The organism is Erythrobacter sp. A6_0 (genome assembly GCF_017744235.1).
Classification (GTDB): domain Bacteria; phylum Pseudomonadota; class Alphaproteobacteria; order Sphingomonadales; family Sphingomonadaceae; genus Qipengyuania.
This window is the reverse complement of sequence record NZ_JAGHQR010000001.1, coordinates 474,969-496,436: the sequence shown is the minus strand read 5'-3', so window position 1 is coordinate 496,436 and position 21,468 is coordinate 474,969. Positions and strand designations below refer to the sequence as shown.

At 60.9% G+C, this 21,468-nt stretch carries 18 protein-coding genes; 10 read left to right on the top strand and 8 right to left on the bottom strand.

Going from position 1 to position 21,468, the window contains the following annotated elements:
• The first annotated feature begins 120 nt into the window (after positions 1-120).
• On the top strand, positions 121-1,350 hold the full coding sequence (locus J7347_RS02525; RefSeq protein WP_209160703.1) for a hypothetical protein: 1,230 nt from the start codon (positions 121-123) through the stop codon (positions 1,348-1,350).
• A 9-nt stretch (positions 1,351-1,359) separates the two neighbouring features.
• On the top strand, positions 1,360-2,475 hold the full coding sequence (locus J7347_RS02520) for a hypothetical protein (protein WP_209160702.1): 1,116 nt from the start codon (positions 1,360-1,362) through the stop codon (positions 2,473-2,475).
• Here J7347_RS02520 and lepA read toward each other — a convergent pair.
• The gene (gene lepA, locus J7347_RS02515; protein ID WP_209160701.1) at positions 2,444-4,279 is read right to left on the bottom strand and encodes a translation elongation factor 4; all 1,836 of its coding nucleotides are present in this window, start codon (positions 4,277-4,279) and stop codon (positions 2,444-2,446) included. The genes J7347_RS02520 and lepA overlap by 32 nt on opposite strands.
• Positions 4,280-4,350: 71 nt before the next feature.
• A complete protein-coding gene (locus J7347_RS02510) occupies positions 4,351-6,552 on the bottom strand; it encodes an EAL domain-containing protein (protein WP_209160700.1) in 2,202 nt (733 codons plus the stop codon).
• 168 nt (positions 6,553-6,720) lie between these two features.
• Between J7347_RS02510 and J7347_RS02505 the strand changes: the two genes are divergently transcribed.
• From J7347_RS02505 to J7347_RS02490, 4 genes are all read left to right on the top strand, one after another.
• Positions 6,721-8,037 carry an FAD-dependent oxidoreductase gene (locus J7347_RS02505; protein WP_209160699.1) on the top strand — a complete coding sequence of 439 codons (1,317 nt, stop codon included), beginning with the start codon at positions 6,721-6,723 and terminating at the stop codon, positions 8,035-8,037.
• Between the two features lie 72 nt (positions 8,038-8,109).
• Positions 8,110-9,804 (top strand): alpha/beta fold hydrolase, encoded by a 1,695-nt coding sequence (locus J7347_RS02500; RefSeq protein ID WP_209160698.1) that lies wholly within the window; start codon positions 8,110-8,112, stop codon positions 9,802-9,804.
• A gap of 19 nt (positions 9,805-9,823) precedes the next feature.
• Positions 9,824-10,684 carry an alpha/beta fold hydrolase gene (locus J7347_RS02495; RefSeq protein ID WP_245173768.1) on the top strand — a complete coding sequence of 287 codons (861 nt, stop codon included), beginning with the start codon at positions 9,824-9,826 and terminating at the stop codon, positions 10,682-10,684.
• 42 nt (positions 10,685-10,726) lie between these two features.
• A complete protein-coding gene (locus J7347_RS02490; RefSeq protein WP_209160697.1) occupies positions 10,727-11,737 on the top strand; it encodes an NAD(P)-dependent alcohol dehydrogenase in 1,011 nt (336 codons plus the stop codon).
• Positions 11,738-11,771: 34 nt separating this feature from the next.
• Here J7347_RS02490 and dnaN read toward each other — a convergent pair whose 3' ends face one another.
• The 4 genes from dnaN to J7347_RS02470 all read right to left on the bottom strand — a co-directional run bounded on the left by dnaN (position 11,772) and on the right by J7347_RS02470 (position 15,645).
• Complete coding sequence (gene dnaN, locus J7347_RS02485; RefSeq protein WP_209160696.1) at positions 11,772-12,899, bottom strand: DNA polymerase III subunit beta; 1,128 nt, start codon at positions 12,897-12,899, stop codon at positions 11,772-11,774.
• Between the two features lie 181 nt (positions 12,900-13,080).
• A complete protein-coding gene (gene fabG / locus J7347_RS02480; RefSeq protein ID WP_067679068.1) occupies positions 13,081-13,833 on the bottom strand; it encodes a 3-oxoacyl-[acyl-carrier-protein] reductase in 753 nt (250 codons plus the stop codon).
• Positions 13,833-14,771, bottom strand: coding sequence for an ACP S-malonyltransferase (fabD, locus tag J7347_RS02475; protein WP_209160695.1), 939 nt, complete (start codon positions 14,769-14,771; stop codon positions 13,833-13,835). The genes fabG and fabD overlap by 1 nt, the downstream gene beginning before the upstream one ends.
• Before the next feature lie 28 nt (positions 14,772-14,799).
• Positions 14,800-15,645 (bottom strand): LD-carboxypeptidase, encoded by an 846-nt coding sequence (locus J7347_RS02470; RefSeq protein ID WP_209160694.1) that lies wholly within the window; start codon positions 15,643-15,645, stop codon positions 14,800-14,802.
• Between the two features lie 56 nt (positions 15,646-15,701).
• Between J7347_RS02470 and J7347_RS02465 the strand changes: the two genes are divergently transcribed.
• A complete protein-coding gene (locus J7347_RS02465) occupies positions 15,702-17,126 on the top strand; it encodes a Mur ligase family protein (protein WP_209160693.1) in 1,425 nt (474 codons plus the stop codon).
• Between the two features lie 6 nt (positions 17,127-17,132).
• On the opposite strand, the gene J7347_RS02460 is transcribed toward J7347_RS02465, so the two are convergent.
• Positions 17,133-18,785 carry a diguanylate cyclase gene (locus J7347_RS02460; protein ID WP_209160692.1) on the bottom strand — a complete coding sequence of 551 codons (1,653 nt, stop codon included), beginning with the start codon at positions 18,783-18,785 and terminating at the stop codon, positions 17,133-17,135.
• A gap of 245 nt (positions 18,786-19,030) precedes the next feature.
• Positions 19,031-19,978 carry a DUF808 domain-containing protein gene (locus J7347_RS02455; protein WP_209160691.1) on the bottom strand — a complete coding sequence of 316 codons (948 nt, stop codon included), beginning with the start codon at positions 19,976-19,978 and terminating at the stop codon, positions 19,031-19,033.
• Positions 19,979-20,184: 206 nt separating this feature from the next.
• Here J7347_RS02455 and rpsF point away from each other — a divergent pair, with 206 nt between their 5' ends.
• From rpsF to rplI, 3 genes are read left to right on the top strand one after another with little or no spacing between them, the layout of a single operon-like run.
• Complete coding sequence (gene rpsF / locus J7347_RS02450) at positions 20,185-20,556, top strand: 30S ribosomal protein S6 (protein WP_067678990.1); 372 nt, start codon at positions 20,185-20,187, stop codon at positions 20,554-20,556.
• Positions 20,556-20,780, top strand: coding sequence for a 30S ribosomal protein S18 (gene rpsR, locus J7347_RS02445; protein ID WP_067678994.1), 225 nt, complete (start codon positions 20,556-20,558; stop codon positions 20,778-20,780). Before rpsF ends, rpsR begins: the two co-directional genes overlap by 1 nt.
• A 13-nt stretch (positions 20,781-20,793) precedes the next feature.
• Complete coding sequence (gene rplI / locus J7347_RS02440; RefSeq protein ID WP_067678997.1) at positions 20,794-21,435, top strand: 50S ribosomal protein L9; 642 nt, start codon at positions 20,794-20,796, stop codon at positions 21,433-21,435.
• Positions 21,436-21,468: the final 33 nt, after the last annotated feature.

Genomic DNA, 21,468 nt, shown 5'->3' with positions numbered 1-21,468 from the left:
CGCAGCAGCGCCGACGTTCCTGAACAACAACAATTCAAAGCTTTGGAAAACTTGCTCGGAAACCTGGTCAGTGCCCTAAAATGAGATATTGTTGGTACTTCAGTCAGCCTAGGAGGCGAAATGCGCTTTTCATCCCACCTGATCGACAAAAAAATTATGGGGATCAACGTCGGGGTTGAAATGACCGTCGAAGAATATCTTCAATTAGCCCCAAGTGTAATTGCTAAAAACGAGTATCAGAGAAAGAAGGTCAAAAGCGCGGGAAAGACTTACGACTTGCTCCGTAAAGACCTTTTGAACGGGTGTATAATGCCGCCCATTATTCTCGCAGTAACGGATGCATATGGAACTGTTTTAGATCAACTCGTAAACGATATCATCGCAAAAAATGACCCCAAAACAGATTGGGGTCAGATCGATGATTTCGTTTCGAAAGCGATTTCTGAAAAAGAAATTTTGATTCTTGATGGACTCCAAAGGTCGCTCACGCTTCTCGGAATATCTGAAAATGAAGACCTTCTGTCCGAAAACCTCAGCGATTTCTACGGCCACACAATTCGCGCGGAAGTTTATGTTGGGCTCTCGAAAACGGGCATTCTTTACAGAATGCTGACCTTAAACACTGGGCAAACACCGATGTCGTTTAGACATCAACTTGAAATTCTTTATTTCGATTATATAGACAATTCCGATCTTCCTGATGGCATAGAGGTACTTAAAGAGGTCGAAGAAAAAAGAGCTCGAGGCTCCGGCAGGTATAAATATACCGATGTCATCGACATGTTCTACGCTTATTCTACCGGATCAGCGATGCCATATGATAAACAGGCCTTAGTAGGCCAACTAAGGGAAATGGATTTCCTGGATAGTTACTCGTACCACGAAGGCTCGGACGAGATGAAAAGTCTTTTGAGAAATTACCATTCGCTGGCCACCAAGATACAAGATCTTAGCGGCGACTGGAATTACAATCCAGATGATGATGACCCCGATAGACTGCCGAGACCTTTCGGCAGCAACGTTGTCTCCATCTTCGCAAGGACTCAACCAATGTCAGGGTTTGGCGCGGAGATAAAGCGGTTACAAAAAACGCAAATTATTGGCAAAAATCAAGACTTGAATAATATTCTCGCAAAGATGCATTTCAGTGGCGAGCCATCAAGCTCGTTGGAGCAACTGTTATTGATCTTAGATAATATTGCCAAAACAGCAAAACGAATTGGCGATGCGCAGCGTGCTTATTTCCAATTCGCTCTGAGGGCTCTGCTTCATCCTGAAAGTGAGGCTTTCGGAGATCTCTCAAGCTGCTGGCTGAAGGGCCAAGAAGATTTCGAAATGATGTACGGTTAGGATCGGCAATTGGAAGGGGGCATTCAATCGGCGTGGAGCGTAACCAAACGAGAAGATAATGAATCTTGGGCCCTTCATGACGGCAGTTTAGAATTTGGGCTTTGCCACGGATTACCCCAAACCGATTTACCCGATCCTAAAAAGTACCAAATGTTTCCTTGCTTTAGCCGTCAGTATGGCGAATCCCAAACTTCCACTATTCGCATGAGCGGTTCACACGAAACTATCGGCTATCTTCTCCCAATCACTTCCTTTCGCAGTGAGGAAGGTTTCGCGGACGACTGGTCACTTCGTTATGCACGAGTAGCCCTAGAGAAACTTATAACGCCTTCAAATCTCTCGTTTTTTGCAAGAAAGCGAACCACAACACCTCAAAGTAGCGAAGAATTGTACCCAGACGAGGTATTCGATGACCGACTATCAATCGCGATATTTGGAAATTGGAACTTGTCCCAAGTGTCGATCCCTGTTGAACAACTCAATGCAATTATGCTTGAACATCGCGTCATTCCTGCAGACATATCCCAGACTCTCAGGATGTCTCCCGAATACCACAAACACCTCAATGTTCGGCGACCATCTGCCGATTTACTTGACGTTCTCCCGATTCTGACAGGTCTTATTATTGACGCTGATTTCGATAACTCTTCACTTGGTAGATTTCTTAAATACTATCAAACTTTCGAAATTTGTTTTGAAAAGATATACAGTGCTGGAGTTGACGCTCTTGTCGCCTTAAAGCTAAGACCATATGCAGCCAAAAAAAAATTGGATTCCCTTACTTCAGATCGATCCCGATTGGGAATATTGGCCTCGGACTGCCTATCCCCCGCCCGAATAAACGAACGGTTCGAAACCTTAGGCTCGTGTTGCTTAGGGTTGCTTACAGAGGCTTGCGCGGACACTCAGCCTCAAGACTGGGCTCAGCGACTATATCTCGTAAGAAATCTTATGGTGCACGAACATATTCGAATACTGAAAGTATCGCGTGAGAAAGTGGATTCGGTCAACGATGCGCTGCGCTCTGCGTGTTGTGAAATCATAGCGAATTTCGCGGAACCTAATCTGGGAGAAACTTGGAAGCCCCGCGACTTCACTCCTCCCCCATCCGCAGAGCCGCAATAAACGCCTCCTGCGGAATGCTCACATTGCCATACTCCCGCATCCGCGCCTTGCCCTTCTTCTGCTTTTCCAGCAGCTTCTTCTTGCGGCTGATGTCGCCGCCATAGCACTTGGCGGTTACGTCCTTGCGCAGGGCGGCGATGGTTTCGCGGGCGATCACCTTGCCGCCGATCGCGGCCTGGATCGGGATCTTGAACAGGTGGCGCGGGATGAGGTCCTTCAGGCGCTCGCACATGCCGCGCCCGCGTTCTTCCGCCACGTTGCGGTGGACGATCAGGGAGAGGGCGTCCACCGGCTCGTTGTTGACGAGGATGTTCATCTTCACGAGGTCGCCTTCGCGCAGGCCGATCTGTTCGTAATCGAAGCTGGCATAGCCGCGGCTGATCGATTTCAGCCGGTCGTAGAAATCGAACACCACTTCGTTCAGCGGCAGCTCGTAACTCACCTGTGCGCGCCCGCCGACATAGGTCAGATTGGTCTGGATGCCGCGCCGGTCCTGGCACAGTTTGAGGATCGGGCCGAGATATTCGTCGGGCGTGTAGATCACCGCCTTGATCCACGGCTCCTCGATCATGTCGATGCGGCTGGGATCGGGATAATCGGCCGGATTGTGCAGCTCGATCACCTTCGCATCCTCGTTCTTCGTATGGCCGAGGTGGATGCGATAGACGACCGAGGGCGCAGTGGTGATGAGGTCGAGATCGTATTCGCGGCTGAGGCGCTCCTGAATGATCTCGAGATGCAGCAGGCCGAGGAAGCCCGCGCGAAAGCCGAAGCCCAGCGCGGCGGAGCTTTCCATCTCGTAGGTGAAGCTCGCATCGTTGAGGCGCAGTTTGCCGATACTGTCGCGCAGCTTCTCGAAATCGGCGGCGTCGACGGGGAAGAGCCCGCAGAAGACGACCGGCTGCGGCTCGCGATAGCCGGGCAGCGCCTCGCTCGCCCCGCCCTTCACGGTGGTGATGGTATCGCCGACGCGGGCCTGCTCCACCTCCTTGATCTGGGCGGTGATGAAGCCGATCTCGCCCGGCCCGATCTCGTCGAGGTCGGTGCGCTTGGGGCGGAAACAGCCGACCCGGTCGACCAGATGCTGCGTGCCGCCCTGCATGAAGCGGACGTTGAGGCCCTTGTGCAGGAAGCCGTCGATCACACGCACGAGGATGACGACGCCGAGATAGGGGTCGTACCAGCTGTCGACGAGGCTGGCTTTGAGCGGCGCGGAGCGGTCGCCGGTGGGCGGGGGGATGCGCTTGACCAGCGCTTCCAGCACGTCCTCGATCCCGATGCCGGACTTGGCGCTGGAGAGGACGGCGCCGCCTTCCTGCCACGGGCCGGTGGCCTGGATGCCGACGATCTCCTCGATCTCTTCGGCGACCTTCTGGGGCTCGGCGGCTGGGAGGTCGATCTTGTTGATGACGGGGACGATCTCGTGGTCGTGCTCGATCGACTGGTAGACATTGGCGAGCGTCTGCGCCTCCACCCCTTGCGCCGCGTCGACCACCAGCAGCGCGCCCTCGCACGCGGCGAGGCTGCGGCTGACTTCATACGCGAAGTCGACATGGCCGGGCGTGTCCATAAGGTTGAGCTCGTAGGTCTCGCCATCCTTCGCGGTATAGGAGAGGCGCACGGTCTGCGCCTTGATGGTGATCCCGCGCTCTTTCTCGATGTCCATGTTGTCGAGCACCTGCTCGGACATCTCGCGGTCGGTCAGCCCCCCGCAATGCTGGATCAAGCGATCGGCGAGCGTGGACTTGCCGTGGTCGATGTGGGCAATGATGCTGAAATTGCGGATTTTGGAAAGGTCGGTCATCGTGCCCCGCCCTTAGCCGCGCCTCCCCGCGCTGTCAGCAGGCAAACGCGCAAGAGACCGCCATCGCATCATCAGGCCGGGGCGCGCGTCTCGACTTCCCTGAAGGCACGCTTCGCATCCGGCTCCTCGCTTCGGGGGAAGAGGATCGATAGCGCATCGTCCGGGAGTGCGCTCAAACTGCGACCGACCGCTTCCAGCTCGTAGGGCGAGACCCGATGGCGCGTACATAGACCATCGGCTCCATCGTCGATCAGCGGGCTTTCGAACTCGATACCTTGGATCGGACCGCGCGATCGCCGCACGGTGGCGACCGTCAACTGCCCGCCCCCCATATCGACCACGAATTGCGTGCCGACCGGAACGTCCTCGAGCCCCTCGATCATGGCGCCGGTTTTGGACAGGTTGCGTACGAATGCGCGGTATCGCTGGTCTTCGTGGATTACGCCGATGCGGCGGAACACGGTGCGGCGGTCGGCACGATAACGCGCCGGGCCTTGCGCCTCGAAGGTGAGCTCCCCTTTCTCCGCCCGTTCGAGAATATCCGCCTGCGGCATGGCCGGCGAGTAGATATAACCCTGAATATGGGTGGCGCCGCGGCCGACGACCAGCTCCAGCTCGTCCTTGGTCTCCACCCCTTCGGCCACGGTCCGCATGTCGAGCGCATTCGCAAGACTGACGATCGCACTCATGATCGCAGGATTGTTGTTGCCCGGTTCGGTGCAACCGCGCACGAAGCTCTGGTCGATCTTGATCTTGTTGAACGGCGCAGTGCGCAGATAGCTGAGAGAAGAATATCCGGTGCCGAAATCGTCGAGCGCCAGATGAACGCCGATCTTCCTTAACTGCTCAAACTTACGCTGCGTACGGTCCGAGCCTCCCAGGAAGACCGATTCGGTGATTTCAAGAACCAGCCGCGAGGGCGCGAGCCCGGTTTCGGCCAGCACCTTCTTTACGACGCTAGGAAAATCGTCGCACTCGAATTGAAGGGCCGAGATATTCACCGCCACGCCGATATCGTTCGGCCATGCGGTCGCATCGCGGCACGCCACTTCGAGTGCCCATTCCCCCAGCGGTTTGATCATGTCGATATCTTCGGCGACCGGGATGAACTCGCCCGGCGAGATTCGGCCACGCTCGGGATGATGCCAGCGGATCAGCGATTCAAAGCATGCAACCGCTTCGGTCTTGGCATCGACGATAGGCTGGTAGTGCATGGCGAGCTGATCGGTATCGAGCACGCTTCGCAAATCTTCCTCGATCTGGCGGCGCCTTTTGGCACCTTCCTTCATCTCACCGGAATAAAAGCGATATTGCGCCCGACCGCCGCCCTTGGCGGCATAAAGCGCGAGATCTGCCGCTTTTACCAAATCGGCCGCCTCGAACCCGTCGTAAGGTGCCACAGCCACCCCGATCGACACGCCGATCACCAGGCGCGATCCGTTGATGGGGTAAGGCTGCGAAATCATCTGGATCAATCGCTGGGCCAGTTCGCCCAGCTGACCGCGATCGTCCAGGTCGGGCAGGATGACCTGGAATTCATCGCCGCCGAAACGGCCTACTTCGCCCTTGCTGCCGATAATTTTCGTGATGCGCGCTGCAACCTGTCGCAGCAATTCGTCGCCTACCGGGTGGCCATAGGTGTCGTTCACCGGTTTGAACCGATCCAGATCGAGCATCAGCAAGGCGCAAGAGCGTTTGGAATTGCGATAGCTGGCAAGCGTGTTGCCAAGCATCATGTCCATCCGCCGCCGATTGGCGAGGCCGGTCAGATCGTCATACTGCGCCATGCGTTCGCTATCCCGCTGGCGATCGCGGCTTTCGGTCACGTCGCGCGCGCTTCCGCGATAGCCGAGGAAATTGCCCTCTTCATCGAAGGAAGCCTTGCCGGATATCTCCCAAAGCATGGGGTCGGCGCTTCCTGCGACGCGGACCGGCAGGAAAGTGATGGTGTTGCGCGCGCCGAGCAGGAAGGCCAGCGGGCGGTTGGTCCGCTCGCTTTCCTCTTCCGCAGCCAGGGAAAACAGATCGGTCAGAGGACGACCGATCAGTTCGGGCTTCGACCAGCCATAACGCTCGAAAGCCGTATCGGTCAGATAGATAAGCCGATTTTCGCTATCCGTCGCCCAAAACCATCCGAGACCTGCCGCTTCGAACGTGTCGAGCAGCCCGATGCGATCCACCGGCACCGGCTGATCGGCAGCCGTCTCGTCGGCGGGCTTGGCGGTGTCGGATTGCGCCTGAAGTCCACGCGAAAACAGTTTGCCCAACGGCATGCGACGTACTCCGAGAATGTCATGTGCTCCGGCTCTAAGGCCGGGTTGAATCACGCATTGTGCGTAGTGTGTAATGCTCAACCATTGGTTAATTCGCGCCGACGCCGCACGCTCGGTCGGCTTGCCAGAACTGTAGGAGCGGGGCATGACTGTTAGCGGGAGACTGCCATGCGTCATATCGCCATCGTCGGATCGGGGCCCGCGGGATATTACACCGCGGAAGCGGCGCAGAAGATGTGGTCCGACGATGTGCGGGTCGATGTGTTCGACGCCCTTCCGGTTCCGTTCGGACTGATCCGAACAGGCGTTGCGCCGGACCATCAATCGATCAAGGGGGTTTCGCGCCGCTACGAGAAAGTGGCGACCAGCGACAATGTCCGCTTCGTCGGCAATGTGACGATCGGAAGCGATGTGACGATCGCAGAGTTGCAGGAATTGTACGACGCGGTCGTCTTGGCGACCGGCGCGCCCAACGATCGGACACTCGCGATCGCAGGCGCAGATCTCGACAATGTCTTCGGCAGCGCGGAATTCGTCGGCTGGTACAACGGGCATCCCAAATTCGCCGCCCTCGACCCCGATCTTTCCTGCAAGACTGCCGTCGTGGTCGGAGCGGGGAATGTCGCGCTCGACGTCGCGCGCATTCTCGCCAAGACCGAGGAAGAGTTCGCCGGATCGGACATCGTGGGCCATGCGCTCGACGCCCTGCGTGACAGCGCGATCGAACGGATCGTGATCCTGTCGCGGCGCGGACCGCACGATATCCAGATGACCCCGAAGGAATTGGGCGAGCTTGGTTCCTTGCAGGACGCAATGCCCATCGTCGAGCAGGGCGATCTGCCACCTGTCGAGACCGACGAAACGCTGGACCCCGGAAGCCGCAAATCGGTTCAGCTGCTGCGCGATTATTCGCAAAACGCGCCCGACGAAGTATCACCGAAACGGGTGCGGATCGAATTCGACTTTTTCGCCAGTCCGGCCGGTTTCAGCGGAGATGGCAAGGTGTCGGGCGTCACAGTCGAAAGAACGCGGGTCGAAGAAGGGCGCGCGGTCGGCACGGGAGAGACCTACGATATCCCCGCCGGATTGGTCGTGAGCTGTATCGGCTATCGCACCTCGCCCATTCCGGGCGTTCCCTTCGACGAGCGCGCGGGCCGTTTCGCCAACGAGGAGGGCCGCATTCTGCCCGTTCTCTATTGCGTCGGCTGGGCCCGGCGCGGCCCGTCCGGCACGATCGGCACCAACCGGCCGGACGGCTATGCGATCATCGAAAGGATCGCTGCCGATATCGAGGGTGGAAGCGGCAAAATGGGCCGCGAGGGGTTCGATGCTTTGGCCGAACAGCGCGAGCTCGACATCGTGACCTTTCGCGACTGGCAGCGGATCGAGGAAGCCGAGATCGCCGCTGCCCGCGTCGGGGCCCCACGTGAGAAATTCGTCGATGTCGCCAGCATGATCGCCGCCGGGGGAGCTGCACAGGATTGAGATGGTCGCGGAACAGCAGGACTAGGATCGGCGTTCGGCAAGAAACATAAGTTAAGAGAGGATCCGAAATCGATGGCGAGACTGGAAGACGAAGCCGCTCAGCACACCAGCGCTCTGGGCCCGCTGGTCGGTTTGACGCGAGAGGACATCTTCGGCGCGGTTGCCGTGCTGCTGCGCGAGACGGCGTCCGACCCTCAACGATTGATGAAGCATTCGCAGGCGATGGGCGGCGACATGATCAAGATCATGACGGGCAAGTCCGAACTCGCTCCCGACCCCCGCGACAAGCGCTTCATGGATCCCGCCTGGCAGTACAACCCGTTCATGCGCGCAGGGATGCAGTACTATCTCGCCGTGCAGAAAGGCATGGCAGGCTGGCTCGAAGATCTGGAACTGGACGAATTGGAAAAGGATCGCGCGCGGTTCGTTTCGACCATCATTATCGACAGCCTTTCGCCCACCAACACGCTGATCGGTAATCCGTCCGCCCAGAAGATGGCGATCACCAGCGGCGGGCTGAGCCTGATCAAGGGCCTCAAGAACGCCTATGACGACATGGTCCATAACAAGGGCATGGTCAGCCAGGTCGACAAGAAGCCCTTCAAGCTGGGCGAAAACGTCGCCACGTCCAAGGGATCGGTCGTGCTGCGCACCGAGATGATGGAGCTGATCCATTACGCACCGACCACGGACGAAGTTCACAAGGTTCCCCAGCTCACCATCCCGCCGCAGATCAACAAGATGTATATCAACGATCTCAGCCCCGAAAAATCGGTGGTGAAATTCCAGGTCGATAACGGCATCCAGACCTTCGTGATCAGCTGGAAGAACCCCAGCAAGGATCAGGGCCACTGGGACATGGCCGATTACGTGAATTCCTGCCGCGAGGCCATGGAGGCGGTCGCGGCGATCACGAAGAGTGACAAGGTCAACGTCTCGGCCGGATGTTCGGGCGGACAGACCGCCGCGATGCTGGCGAGCAAGCTGGCCGCCGATGCCAAGGATGGCGAAAGCCTGCTCGGCACGCTCACTCTGATGGTCTGTGTGCTGCATCCAAAGCAGAACGATATCGAAGCGGGCTCGCTCATCAGTGACAACGGCCTAGCTCTCGCCCGGCGCCGTGCCGACAAGGCGGGCGTGATCAAGGGTGACGATTTGGCGCGCGGCTTCGCGTGGCTGAGGCCCAACGACCTGATCTGGAACTACGTCATCAACAATTACCTGCTCGGCCAGGATCCGCCCGCTTTCGATGTCCTGTTCTGGAATGCGGATGCGACCAATCTTTCGGCCAGCCTGATGGGCGACTTCCTGACCATTTTCGAAACCCTTGCCTTCACCAAGAAGGGCGAAGTCGAAATGGTGGACCACAAGATCGACCTGTCGAAGGTGACGAGCGATCTCTTTATCCTCGGCGGCGTGACCGACCACATTACCCCGTGGAAAGCGACCTATCGCTCGACCCAATTGTTCGGTTCAAAGGATGTGACCTACGTGCTCTCGCAGTCGGGCCATATGCAGGCGATCCTCAATCCGCCCGGCAATCCCAAGGCGAAATATTACGTCCAGAAACAGGACGGTGCCTTGCCCGCCACTGCGGATGAGTGGCTTAAGGGGACAGAAGAAGTCGCGGGCAGCTGGTGGCCGTTCTGGATGGACTGGTTGCAACAGCGCTCCGGCGCTAAGGTGAAAGCGCCGACAAAGCTCGGCAACACGAAATACAAACCCCTGGACCCTGCGCCCGGTCTCTACGTTATGGACCCGTGCTGATATCGAGAAGGACCGACGTTTGACCGAGACCACGGAAGAGACATCCACCGCCACCTACGAAATGATCGACGCCGGAGGCCGCACTCTGCGCGTGGCGCATTGGCGGCTGGATCAGGCGTCGGATCATCCGCCCATCCTGTTCTTCAACGGGATCGGCGCGAATATCGAAGCGGTCGCGCCCCTGGCGGAAAAGCTGACGGAGCGAGCGTTCGTGATGTTCGACATGCCCGGTATCGGCGACAGTCCGGAGCCGAGCCTTCCCTATAATCCCTTCACGATGTGCTGGACCGCGACACACGTGCTCGACCGGCTCGGACTGAATGTCGTGGACGTAATGGGAGTCAGCTGGGGCGGTGCCATGGCGCAGCATTTCGCGCTCCAGCATCCCAAGCGCACGCGCCGCGTCGTGCTTGCCGCTACCACGGCGGGAATGCTGATGGTGCCGGGCAAGCCCGCCGCGCTCACGAAGATGATCGACCCGCGCCGTTACGTCGATCCTGAATTCATGAACGAACATTTCATGACGCTCTATGGCGGGATGACCAAGCGGCCCGGCAGCAAGGCGCAGCATATCGGGCGTCTGAAACCGCCCAGCCCGCGCGGTTATCTCTATCAGCTGATCGCCATGCTCGGCTGGACCAGCCTGCCAGCCCTGCCCTTCCTCGACAAGGAAGTGCTGATCATGATGGGCGGCGAAGACAGCATCGTGCCGCCCGTCAACGGCAAGATTCTCGCCGCTGCGATCCGCCATTCGCGGCTCGAAATGTTCGAGGATGGCGGACACCTGTTCCTGCTGACCCATGCGGACGAAAGCGTGGCGATGCTGCGCGACTTCCTCGATGCGCCCGACACCGCAGCGGAACTGAAACGCGCTGCCTGAGCGCATTCTCCGCTGTGATCCATCATTCGACGGAGAATAGATTTGAAAGCCATCCGTACCGGGGCGAAGCCCTCATCGCTTGAAACACTGGCCTGGACGGATATCCCCGACGCGCCCACGCCCGGGCCGGGCGAGATCACGGTCCGGTTGAAGGCCAGTTCACTGAACTTTCACGATTACGCCGTGGTCAAGGGCATGATCGAGGCCGACGAAGGCCGGATCCCGATGTCGGATGGCGCCGGCGAAGTCGTCGCGGTGGGCGACGAAGTCGAGGACTTTGCGGTGGGGGACGCGGTGGTAAGCACCTTTTTCCCCTATTGGCTGAACGGCGCCACGGCGCCCGGCGCGTTCACCCGTGTACCGGGCGATGGTATCGACGGCTATGCGCGCGAGGCGGTGACGATGCCCGCCCACGCCTTCACGCGCCAGCCCAAGGGCCTTTCGCATTCGGAAGCAGCGACGCTCACCTGCGCGGGTGTGACCGCATGGCGCGCGCTGTTCGTGGATGACGACATCAAACCGGGCGACACCGTTCTGGTGCAGGGGACTGGCGGCGTGTCCATCTTTGCACTGCAACTGGCGAAGGCCGCCGGCGCGCGTGTCATCGCGACAAGCTCGTCCGACGCCAAGCTCGAACGCGTGCGCGCTATGGGTGCGGACGAAACGATCAATTACAAATCGTGCGAGGAATGGGGCAAGCGCGTCCTGGACATGACCGATGGGCGCGGTGTCGATTGCACGGTGGAGGTGGGTGGCCCCGGCACGCTCAATCGCTCGATCCAGGCGACGCGCTTAGGTGGCCATATCGCTCTGATCGGCGTCCTGACCGGCCGTGCGGGCGAAGTGCAGACCGCCATGCTGATGGGCAAAAACCAGCGCCTCCAAGGCCTGACCGTCGGCAGTCGCCAGCACCAGCTCGACCTCGTCGCCGCGATCGAAGCCAACGGGATCAAGCCGCAGATCAGCGACAGCTTCGCACTAGAAAATCTCGCCGACGCCTTCCGCCATCAGGAAAGCGGCGATCATTTCGGTAAAATTGCGGTCGAGATTTAGCGGATCACGCGGCTCATTCCGAGCCGCGCATCCGTCACACCCGCATCGGCATCAGGACGTAGAGCGCAGGGCTCTTGTCGTCCTTGCGGATCAGCGTGGGCGCGCCCGCATCGGCCAGATGCAGTTCCACCGTATCGCTGTCTATCTGGCCGAGAATGTCCTTCAGATAACCCGCGTTGAAGCCGATTTCGAATCCGTCGGCGCTGTATTCGGCGGGCAGTTCTTCGGCGGCGGTGCCGTTGTCCGGGCTGGTCACGGTCAGCGTCACGCGATCCTTGTCGAGCCCCATCTTGACCGCACGGGTCTTCTCGGTGGCGATGGTCGCCACGCGGTCCACGCCTTCGAAGAAGCTGCGCGGATCGAGCCTGAGGAGCTTGTCGTTTGCCGTCGGGATAACCCGGCTGTAATCCGGGAACGTTCCGTCGATCAGCTTGCTGGTGAGCACGACGCCGCCCTCACCACCCAACGTGAAGCGAATCTTGCTGGCCGAAAGGTCGATCTGGACCGCGCCTTCCCCCTTTTCTTCCAGCAGCTTGCGCAGCTCCGCCACCGCCTTGCGCGGCACGATCACGTCGGGCATCCCTTCCGCCCCGTCTGGACGCGGCAGCGTGAAGCGCGCCAGCCTGTGCCCGTCTGTCGCCGCGGCCTTGAGGACTGGCTGGTCCTCGTCCGACACGTGCAGGAAAATACCGTTCAGATAATAGCGCGTCTCTTCGGTCGAGATCGCGAAGCGCGTGCGGTCGATCAGTTCGGCCAGCGTCTTGGACGGCAGTTCGAAGCTCGTCGGCAGATCGCCTTCGACGATCACCGGAAAGTCGTCGCGCGGCAGGGTGGGCAGCTTGAAGCGGCTGCGCCCGGCCTTCACGTCCATCCGGTTTTCGGCGGTTTCCAGGCTCACCTGGCTGCCATCGGGCAACTTGCGCGCGATATCGAACAGAAGGTGCGCCGAAACCGTCACTGCGCCTGCGCTTTCCACGCTGGCTGCGCTCATATGCTCTACCACCTGAAGGTCGAGATCGGTGGCGGTCACTTTCACCGTTCCGCCCTCGCTCGCTTCGATCAGGACGTTGGAGAGGATCGGAATGGTGTTGCGCCGCTCCACCACGGATTGCACGTGGGATAGGCAGCGCAGCAGCGTCGCGCGTTCGATGGTGGCCTTCATGGTCCTACTTTCATCCCGCTCAGATCAAGGGTCGCGCGGCAGGCCGGAATCGCCCCACCAGCACCGGAATACGGATGGCGACCTTAGCGGGGCGCGCATGTGGAGCAAGCGGATAGCCCGAATGCTGGGGATTCCCTTGGGGATAAACGGCGATCCTCCCCGCCATGGGGGAGGATCCCCATCATCCCATCATCGCCATCCCGCCATTCACATGCAGCGTCTGTCCGGTGACATAGGCTGCCTCGTCGCTGGCGAGATAGGTCACTGCAGCAGCGACTTCCTCGCCCTCGCCCATGCGGGCCATCGGGATGCGGCCGTTGATCGCATCCTTCTGCTTATCGTCCAGCGCATCGGTCATCGCGGTGCGGATGAAGCCGGGGGCGACGCAATTGACGGTGATGTTCCGGCTCGCAAGCTCCTGCGCCAGGCTCTTGGTCATGCCGGTCAGCCCGGCCTTGGCAGCGACGTAGTTCATCTGGCCGGGATTGCCCGTATGGCCGACGACGCTGGTGATCGACACGATGCGGCCACCGCGCGCCTTCATCATCGGGCGGGCGGCGGCGCGCATCAGGCGGAAGCTCGCCTCCAGATTGATGCGGATCACCTGATCCCACTCTTCGTCCTTCATCCGCATGGCGAGATTGTCGCGCGTGATGCCCGCATTGTTGACGAGGATGTCCATTGTGCCGAGCGTCTCGATCGTGGCGGGGATCAATTCCTCGACCTGCTCGGCGTTGGACAGGTCGCAGGTGATCTCGACATGATCGCCGCCAACGTCCGCAATCAACTGCTCGCGAAAGGCGCGCAATTTGTCTCCGTTGGAGCCGGACAGCGCCAGCCGCGCGCCCTGTTTTGCAAGCGCATAAGCGATGGAGGAGCCGATGCCTCCGCTGGCACCGGTGACGAGCGCGGTCTTACCTTCGAGGCTGAACATCATCCATTCTCCTTCGCGAAGGATTCCAGATCCTCCATCGTGACCAGGCTTACCGTCTCGGCGTCGCCATCCGTGCGGGTGACCATGGGGGACAGGACCTTGCCGCCGATTTCGACGAATTTCTCCACCCCGTCCGCGCGCATCGCGAGGACGCTTTCGCGCCAGCGGACGCGCCCGGTGATCTGCTGGACCAGGAGCTCCCGCTCCTCCGCCAGATCGGTGACCTTGGCGGCAGTGACATTGGCGAAGATCGGCACGGCGAGATCGCCTGGAGGCGTGCGTTCGAGCGCGTTCTTCATGCGCAGCGCCGCTGGCTGCATCAGCGAGCAATGGAACGGCGCGCTGACCGGCAGGCGCACGCCGCGCTTGATGCCGTGCTCCTTCGCCATGTCGATGGCGCGCTGGATCGCTTCGGCGTGGCCGGAAAGAACCACCTGGCCCGGATCGTTATCGTTGGCGACTTCGCAGACCTGCCCTTGGGCAGCAGCTTCCGCCAGCGCAGTGGCCTTGTCGATATCGGCACCCAGCAGCGCAGCCATCGCGCCTTCACCGATCGGCACGGCATCCTGCATGGCGATCCCGCGCAGGCGCAGCAGCTTGGCCGTGTCGGTGAGGCTGAAAGCGCCCGCCGCACATAACGCGGTGTATTCGCCTAGCGAATGGCCCGCGACGCAGGCGGCGTGGTTCGCCAGCTCTATGCCGAATTCCTTCGCCAGCACGCGCTGGGTGGCGATGGCATTGGCCATGATCGCGGGCTGCGCGTTGGCGGTCAGCGTCAGCTCGCTTTCCGGCCCGTCGCGCATCAGCTCGCTCAGTTTCTGCGAAAGCGCCTCGTCCACTTCCTCGAAGACCTCGCGCGCGATCGCGCTGGCTTCGGCGAGGTCGGCGCCCATGCCGATCTTCTGGCTCCCCTGACCGGGGAAGATTAAGGCTTTCATCGCGTGTCTCCTCTAGGAGTCAGCGCGCTTATGCGGGCGGAACCGCTTCCACAACCCCGAAGGGCACAACGCGGTTGGCGCTCGTATGGCCGATTTCGGCGCGTCCCAGATAAGCGATGCCCGCTCGCCCGCACCAGTCGCGCACGATGGTTTGCGCATCGGCTCCGAACGGGCGATCGTTCTCGGGCACATGCGTGACCGCGCCGAGGCGGATGCCTGCGATAGTGCGACAGTGCTGGGTGACATGGAACATCAGCCGATCGATCGCATAGAGATGCTCCGCCACCTCTTCGATCATCACAACATGGCCGGTCAGATCGGGCATGAACTCCGTTCCCACCAACATGGCGAGAGTCATGAGATTGAAAGCGACGACCGGCGTGCCATTCGGCTCGATACTGGGCTCGATCCCCGATCGGTCCCCCACCAGCCAGGCGAGCGAGCGCCGCACTGCGTCCGTCCCGTCCTGGCGCTTGATGTCGATCGCCATCGGCGCGTGGACCGGTTTCCCGATGCCCGCCCGATACAGCGCCCCCAGCAGGGTTCCGCAGTCGGAATAGCCGAGATAGCTCTTCTTTTGGGCAGCCGCGTCCATGCGTTCGAGCGCCGCACCTGCGATGCGATTGGAACCGTATCCCCCCTTGGCGAACCAGACCGCGTCTGCGTCCGGATCGTTCGCGCAGTCGATCAGCGCCTCCAATCGGACCGCGTCCGATCCGGCGAAGTGGCCGTCCTCAAGAAAACATTGGCTGTGGAAGCGCAGCTCAACGCCCGGAAATTCCGCTTTCGCCAGCGCTTCGACACGGTCCGCCAGCTCGCGATGCAGCGGCGCAGCCGGGGCGCAGATGGCGATCCGTTTGGTAGTCCCTTTCATCCCATCTGTCCTAGCGCGCTTGTAATGCCCGGCACAACGCCATAGCGCGGGCTGTCATGAGCGAATTTCCATCTCCCGAAGACCTCCTGGCCCGCCCGTTCTTTTTCGTCGGCGTTGGGGGATCCGGCATGCTGCCGCTGGCCCAGATCCTGCGCGGAAGAGGCGCGCGGGTCGAAGGCTCGGACCGCAGTCTCGATCAGGGCCGCACGCCGGAAAAGTTCACGGCGCTGGAAGCCCAGGGCGTCACTCTCCACCCCCAGGACGGCAGCGGCATCGTCTCGCAGGATCAGATCGTGGTCGCTTCCGCCGCAGTGGAAGCCAGCGTGCCCGATATCGCGCGTGCCGAGGATCTGGGATGCCTGCGCCTGACCCGCGCCGAGCTCAATTCGATCCTGTTCAACACCAGCGGCGCCGGACTTGCCGTGGCGGGGACGAGCGGGAAATCCACCGTCACCGGGATGCTCGGCTGGATCATGCATCATCTGGGCCGCGAACCGACCATCATGAACGGCGCGGTGATGAAGAATTTCGCCAATGCGGAGCGTCCGTTCGCGAGCGCCGTCGCCGGCGGTCAGAGCCTCTATGTCAGCGAGGTGGACGAAAGCGACGGATCGATCGCGCTCTACCGTCCCGCCGTCGGGATCCTTCTGAATGTCAGCCTCGATCACAAAAGCTTGGAAGAATTGCGGCAATTGTTCGGCGATTACCTGTCGCGCAGCCGCATCGCAGTGGTGAATGCCGATGACGCGGAAGCGCTTGCACATCTCCCGCGCGCGGAGGAAGTCATCACTTTCGGCGTGGATCAGCTAAAGGCGCAGATCGGGATCGTGCCGGGCAGCGTGGCCGAGGGGCCAATGCGGCAGGCCGCGTTGGTCGTCGATCGCCATGATGGGAGCGAGCACCCGCTACGCCTGAATCTGCCCGGCCGCCATAATCTGTCGAATGCTCTCGCCGCCATCGCAGGCGCTGCGGCAGCGGGCATTCCCGTGGCCGCCGCCGTCGAGGCGCTGGCCGGTTTCGACGGGCTTTCGCGCCGTTTCGAGCTGGTCGGCGTGTCGGCCAGCGGCATCACTGTGATCGACGATTTCGGCCACAATCCCGAAAAGTGCGCGGCGACCCTGCGCACGCTGCGTGCGCACGAAGGACGCATCCTCGCCTTCTTCCAGCCGCACGGCTACGGCCCTTTGCGCCAGATGGGCGCCGAACTGGCGCAGGTTTTCGCGGCGGAGCTTACGGAGGGCGATCGTACGATACTATGCGATCCGGTCTATTTCGGCGGCACCACCGATCGCAGCGAGGGGAGCGAGCGGATCGTTCGCCTGATCGAGGATGCCGGTGGCCATGCCGAATACATCCCCAATCGCAAGGCCGTGGGCGATCGACTGGCCAGCGTGGCGCGCCCCGGCGACCGGATCGTGATCATGGGCGCGCGCGACGACACTCTGTCGCAATTCGCGCGCGACCTGTTCGCCCGATTCTGAACCCGATTACGCCCCAGCCCGTCCGAAGTTCGTCGAACCCTGCGACACCCTTGCGTCGGCGTTGCAATCGTCCGCATCGCCGATGCGTACGCAATTGCGCCCTTCGCGCTTGGCACGATAAAGGGCCCGGTCCGCGGCCCCGAAAGCCTCGTGCATCATCTGCCCACGGCCAAGCACGACGCCTAGACTGATCGTGACCTGCGGCAGACCTGCCGTCCCCTCTTCGACTCCGCTTCGACCCACGATCTCGCGCAGGCGATCGGCAAGCGCGATCAGCTGGTGATCTTCCATGACCTCGACGATGGCCGCAAATTCCTCGCCCCCAAGGCGATAGACGCAGCCCGGCGAACCGTCATCTTCCCGACCATCCATCGCGGGCAAATGGCCCTTCAAAAGCCCCGCGACGTTGCACAGCACTGCATCGCCCACCTGATGGCCCTCGCGATCGTTGACCTGTTTGAAGTGGTCGATATCGGCGACCAGCAGACCCTGACCTGTCTTCAGCGTGCGGACCATGTCGAACGCCCGGCGATTGGCGAGCCCGGTCAGCCCATCGGTGTTCGCCATCTGACCCATCCTGATCGCGCGCATCTGGGCTTCGTCGTGTTCGTGTTTCAGCCCTGTGAAGCGATCGCCAACGGCGATCGCCGTGACCAGCGACAGAAGGACGAAGCCGGCAAACACCATGTCGTTTATCGGAAACGGCAAAGACGACCCGCTGAAGGCGACGACGGTCCGCCATGCGACCACCAGCATCAGGCCCGACATGGCCGCCAGCGCCCAACGCGCCCCCCGGCTCCCTCGCGACAGCGCGACAGCGACGACGATCGATATGAGGATCACGACCGGAGCGAAACTGAAGACGAACCAATTGTTGATCGTAATGCGCGTCAATTCCCCACCGAAGGTGGCGATGAACTTCACAATCAACGGCAGCAGAGCCGAGACCATCATCGCCATGGTGAGGCGGGGTGGCAGGAAACGCTTCTCGATCAGGCCGGCGATTACCATCGCGCCGCATCCCGCAGACAGCGCCTGGAAAAGGCTCGTCAGCCGCCATCGCAGGTCGAGAGGGATGTCCGGCAGAATTTCGTTCACCAGCCCCGACGAAAACAGCATGAACAGGGATGTCGTCGCCACCATCAGAAAATGCCACAGGACGAAGCCCTGCCGCAGGACGCGGTAGAACAGCCCATCGTATAGCAGCGGCAGGATCAGCAGGCCGAACATGAACATGTAAGCGAGCGAGCGGCTGTAAAGCTCACGCTCACTATCGGCGAGGGAAGTCAGCCGCGCCGCGCCCGCAACGCTTCGAGTAAAAGGTCTTTCCACCACCGCATCGATCGCCACCAGATCTGCCTGCGACGAAGGCACGGGGACGGAGAACCGGTTGCCCGGAAACCAGTTGCGAGCCGTCATCTGCGGATCGACATCGACCAGGCGGGACCGACCGTCGGCATAGGTGAAGCGCACCAGCATCGATCGAAAATTCGCCGCGTTGGTCTGCCACGCAAGACCGGAATCGAGCGGAGTCTTCAGCTGCGTCGAAGAGCGTACGAAAGGCCCGCGCACGTCGAAGCGATCGGGCGCGCAGGAAAGCTGTTCCCGCGTAAGGGCGAAGGCTTCTTCCATGCTTCCGGCCTCGCCGGCGCATGTCATGGGTTTGAGATCCAGCGTGTATGCGCGCGCCGGCGCAGAGGCTGAAAGACCCCACGCAACCAGCGCCGCAACGAGAATGCGTAGCAACCCCATCATTTCCCCCACCATGGAACCGGTGGAGCGGGCGACCGCCGCTTGTCGTTGACCGGGCCTTTACGGTAACAGAAAAACGTTTTTACGCAAAAACCGAATTTGCGGGCTCGCCCAAACAGGCCGATCGTCGGCGCAATGTCTTGCGCCAGAGATCAATGCGCGGAACGGCCACCCATGGCCGGAAGGCGATGGACGATCTGAGCGATCACGAACCCTACGACCAATCCGACCAAAGCCGAAATCGCTGCATAGGTCGCCCAGCCGAGCAAGCCGCCAAGCCCGCCCGTGGCGACTTCCACCGCATGTTCTAGAGAGTGCGCCACATCCGACGGGCCGTAGAGACCAAGCTCGTGCAGGCCGTGCAGGATGATCCCGCCGCCGACCCACAGCATCGCCACCGTGCCGATCAGCGACAACGCCTTCAACAGCCAAGGCATCGCCTTCAACAGGAACCGCCCTGTGGCCTGCGCCACAGAGCTGCTCTTTTCCGCCAGATACAGGCCGACATCGTCCATCTTCACGATCAGCGCCACCGCCCCGTACACCACGAAGGTGATCGCGATCCCGACAGCCGCCAGCACGCCCGCACGGGTCAGCAGCGTTTCCGCCGCCACCTCGTTCAGCGTGATCGCCATGATTTCGGCAGACAGGATCAAGTCGGTGCGGATGGCCCCGCTGGTGCGTGCCTTTTCAAAGGCGACCGGATCCTCGATCTCGTCTTCCAGAGTCTTGCCGTGCTTTTCCCCACCCAGCTTTTCCATCACCTTTTCCGCGCCTTCGAACGAGAGGTAGCAGCCGCCCGCCATCAGCACGAAAACGATCGCCTGGGGCAGCAGCCAGCTCAGCAGCAAGGCGCCTGGCAACAGAATCAGCAGCTTGTTCTTCAAACTGCCCTTGGTGATCTTCCAGATGATCGGAAGCTCGCGCGCCGGCTTCAGTCCGGTGACGTATCCCGGCGTCACTGCCGCATCGTCGATCACGACGCCTGCCGCCTTCGATCCCGCGCGGCTGGCGGCGATGCCGATATCGTCCACCGAGGCCGCCGCCGTGCGTGCGATCACCGAGATATCGTCGAGAAGGGCAACCAGGCCGCCGGGCATATCCGTACTCCGAGATGAACAGGCCACCGCCCTGCCCGCACGGTTCGCTCGCGACAAGTCCGATCTTGTGTTGCAAATCGCGCCGATCGCGCTATGTGCGCGGCTTCCCGAGCGGCATCGCCCTTGCGGGATACGAAGAAGGCCGGAGGGGCCCCGTCATCCGGACGGACCAGCCAGCGATCGGCATGAACTGAAAGGACCAAGGCATGGCTCTGTACGAGCATGTATTCTTGGCGCGCCAGGATCTGAGCCAGTCTCAGGTCGATCAACTGGCCGCCACCGCCACCGAGATCGTCGAGAACAACGAAGGCAAGGTCACCAAGACGGAGACCTGGGGCCTCAAGAACCTCGCCTACAAGATCGACCGCAACCGCAAGGCGCATTTCGTGCTGCTCAACATCGAAGGCCCGGGTTCCGTGGTCGCCGAGCTGGAGCGCCAGACGCGCATCAACGAAGACGTCATCCGTTACATGACGATCCGCGTCGACGAGCACGAGGAAGGCCCGTCCGCCATGATGCGCAAGAACGAGCGCGACAGCAAGAAGCGCCGTGAGCGCTCCGACCGGGGAGACAATTGATGGCCCGCCCGTTTTTCCGCCGCCGCAAGACCTGCCCGTTCTCGGGCAAGAACGCTCCGACGATCGACTACAAGGACGTGCGCCTGCTGCAGGGCTTCATGTCCGAGCGTGGCAAGATCGTGCCCAGCCGCATCACCGCCGTGAGCGCGAAGAAGCAGCGCGAACTCGCCAAGGCGATCAAGCGCGCCCGCCATATCGGCCTTTTGCCGTACATCGTGCGCTGAGGAGACTGACACCATGGATATCATTCTCCTCGAACGCATCGGCAATCTTGGCAATATCGGTGACGTCGTCACCGTGAAGGACGGGTACGCCCGCAACTTCCTGCTGCCGCAGAAGAAGGCCCTGCGCGCCAACGATTCGAACAAGAAGGTGTTCGAAGCCAATCGCGAGCGCCTCGAAAAGGAAAACGCGGAACGCCGCGGCGAAGCCGAAAAGCAGGGCGAAAAGGTCGACGGGACCGAGATCGTTCTGATCCGCGCCTCGTCGAATGCCGGCCAGCTTTACGGTTCGGTCAACGTTCGCGACATCATCGCCGGCCTCACCGAAAAGGGCCACGAGATCGACAAGAAGCAGGTCATCATGGGCAGCCCGATCAAGTCGATCGGCATGCACGACGTGACCGTCGCTCTCCACCCCGAAGTGCACGTCACCGTGAAGGCCAATGTCGCCCGTTCTGACGACGAAGCCGAGTTGCAGAGCCAGGGCGTGGACGTTCTTGCGCAGATGTTCGAAGACGAACAGCGCGAGATCGAGGAAATGGCCGATGCCAACCGCATCGATCCCAACCTCGAGCCGGGCGAAATCCCCGCGGACATGCTCGACGAGCCGACCCCGGTCGATATGGACGGCAATCCGATCGAGCAGGACGGCGAGTAATCCGCCTTCCGCTCCGGCGGAACTGCTACAGAA